The sequence below is a fragment of the Halobellus sp. Atlit-38R genome, from assembly GCF_003665925.1.
In the GTDB taxonomy this organism is placed as follows: domain Archaea; phylum Halobacteriota; class Halobacteria; order Halobacteriales; family Haloferacaceae; genus Haloquadratum; species Haloquadratum inordinatus.
Genome location: NZ_QXIJ01000036.1, coordinates 1 through 2,305, shown reverse-complemented (window position 1 = coordinate 2,305; position 2,305 = coordinate 1). Strand labels below are relative to the sequence as shown.

Genomic DNA, 2,305 nt, shown 5'->3' with positions numbered 1-2,305 from the left:
GAGTACCACGTGTCTACTGTTTCAACAAGGTCGGCTTCGCAGAGGTGCTCAAGGTGGTACCTAGCATTCTGCACGGAAGTGTCGGCAGCCTCTGCGATGTCTGAGGCCGGCGCCGGGTTGTCGTCAAGCGCCGCTAGTATCTGCTGTGCTGTCTCCGAGGAAACTGTTTGGAGCACGTCAGTCGGTTGTTCGTTGCTAACGACGACACTAAGTCGTCCACGCGGCGTGTGGTCGACGGGGGTATGGTAGGGGAATGCAGTTGGCATAAGTTCTGGTTGAGGTGAGTTATCAGGTGTTGTACGTGGTAATGCGGTCGTTGAGTTCGAGTGGTCCATCACGCCAACGAATATACGCGAGTAGCAACAGGCCGCCGAGGATGGCGAATCCGACGAAGACGAGTCCTTCCTCTCCAACCCACCGCGATGGGCCGACGATGTCGACAGCGAGGAGTTCCGGGGTCTGCTGTGAATGTCCGAGTCCGAATATCGCGCTTTGTGTGAAATTATAGAACACGTGAAAGCCGATACTGAGAGCGAGTTCCCCGGTCAGAACGTATACGCCACTCAGTATGAGTCCAGCTATCAGGTAGTACCCGTACTGGCTCACATGTGTTACTTTCGCGCCGTGTAGAAACGCGAACACGAGTGTACTGATCGTGACTGCGAGTCCAATAGCTATCCACCGGGGGACGAATCCGGTCGCTCCCTCGGCAAGGTTCGTCAGCATCGCACCGCGGATAATGAATTCTTCCCAAGTAGCTGCGAAGGCGATATACACGAACACGATCACCATCGCGGGCACGAACGGTAGTTCGCCGGACCCGTGCAGTACACCATCGAACGTGGCCCAGCCGGTAGCGAGGCACACACCGAGTGCACCTGCGTTGATTGCTGTGGCGACGAGCCCACCGACAGCAACCGAGTGCCACCATTCTCGATCGGACGAGAGACCGAATCCGCTCACGGGCCGCCGATCGATAACGCGTGCACTGAGAATGACTGCGCCAGTAAGAACCCCCGCGATCGCAGTCAATTCGAGGAGTTCTCGTACTGGATGGGCGAATCTCGCTTGGATCGCAGTCTGGAGGAATGCAAGAAGAAGAAATGTCAGCACCACCGGTAGTAGCGCGCGTAGCGGTGCACGGAGTCGGTGGTGATCAGTATTCCAGACCGGCCAGAGGAGTTGCAGGATCCTCTCACGAAGGGAGGGCGTGAGGATACGAGCAATCGTCGATTGTAACGACATATACGGGAGAAGGGGACCAGTACAAGTAGCCCCCCAAGCACAGCTTCCGGGTCAGAAGCTGTGACGGGTTTTTTTACTGGTGCCCGGGCCTGGCATAGATATGAACGAGGACGAGGATGCTGTCTTGGGGTTACTCGATGACGAGTACGCCCGGGCGATCCTCGCGCACCTCACGATAGAACCGATGTCAGTCGATGAACTCTGTACGGCCTGTGAGATGTCCGATGCGACGGCATATCGCCGTCTCAATCGGTTGCAGGAGGTTGATCTCGTGACTGAGAAGCAAGAAATTGACCCCGATGGCCACCACTATAAGCGGTACGTGGCGACAGTCGAGGCTGTCACCATCGCATTCGCTGATGGGGCCTACAAGGTAGAGGTGACGCGGTCGAGAACCGACCCTGCCGATCGGTTCACGGATCTATTCGAGGGGTTGTCCTAAAATGCTCCAAGCACAATTGAATACGACAGGGGCTAATCCCTCGATAGCACTTGGCGTACTCGTTCTCTCTATTGTCTCAGTAGTGCTGTCGCTGACAATCGCTGTGGTTCTGCTTCGTGGATATCGTCGCGGACCGGCTCACCGAGGGATGCTTTGGCTTGCAGTCGGTCTCATCTTCCTGATAACCGTTCCCGAAGTCCTTCGGGTTGGGCTGCCAACAGCTACTAACATCGGGAACGTCGGTCGTTCAGTGCTTGTCAGCGGGTGTGAGTTGCTCGGCCTTGGGACGATCCTGTGGACCGTGTACAGGGGTGGGATGCAGTGATAATAGACAGTCTGCTGGTGACCGAACTGCTCACAGTGGGTTTAGTTGCGCGCGGTGTGACTGCTATCGTTGGACTGTTTGTCGCTGCGCTTGCGTATCGCGGATATCGTCGGAACGGTTCCACAAAGATGCGGGCGCTTGCTCTCGGGATCGGTCTGTTGACAACTGTTGTTTTCGTGGCGGTGTTGCTTACGGACATCGCTGGCGCGGGGAATGGCGTTGTCTTACTTGTACGGGGCCTCGTGACAGTAATCGGTCTCTGTGTCGTACTGTACGCAATTCTTTTTGCATAG

At 56.3% G+C, this 2,305-nt stretch carries 4 protein-coding genes; 2 read left to right on the top strand and 2 right to left on the bottom strand.

Going from position 1 to position 2,305, the window contains the following annotated elements; genetic code table 11:
* Together D3D02_RS17885 and D3D02_RS21295 are read right to left on the bottom strand one after the other, a co-directional pair.
* The coding region (locus tag D3D02_RS17885; protein ID WP_147435690.1) for a helix-turn-helix domain-containing protein at window positions 1-266 on the bottom strand (266 nt) is incomplete at its 3' end.
* A gap of 22 nt (window positions 267-288) precedes the next feature.
* On the bottom strand, window positions 289-792 hold the full coding sequence (locus D3D02_RS21295; RefSeq protein WP_233560700.1) for a CPBP family intramembrane glutamic endopeptidase: 504 nt from the start codon (window positions 790-792) through the stop codon (window positions 289-291).
* A gap of 553 nt (window positions 793-1,345) precedes the next feature.
* On the opposite strand from D3D02_RS21295, the gene D3D02_RS17875 reads away from it, so the two are divergent.
* Window positions 1,346-1,687, top strand: coding sequence for a helix-turn-helix domain-containing protein (locus D3D02_RS17875; protein ID WP_121571298.1), 342 nt, complete (start codon window positions 1,346-1,348; stop codon window positions 1,685-1,687).
* Window positions 1,688-2,008: 321 nt separating this feature from the next.
* Window positions 2,009-2,305 carry a hypothetical protein gene (locus D3D02_RS17865; RefSeq protein ID WP_121571296.1) on the top strand — a complete coding sequence of 99 codons (297 nt, stop codon included), beginning with the start codon at window positions 2,009-2,011 and terminating at the stop codon, window positions 2,303-2,305.

Coding starts and splice junctions, on each gene's coding strand:
- D3D02_RS21295 (WP_233560700.1), bottom strand. CDS start 792: ATGGTGATCGTGTTCGTGTATATCGCCTTCGCAGCTACTTGGGAAGAA.
- D3D02_RS17875 (WP_121571298.1), top strand. CDS start 1,346: ATGAACGAGGACGAGGATGCTGTCTTGGGGTTACTCGATGACGAGTAC.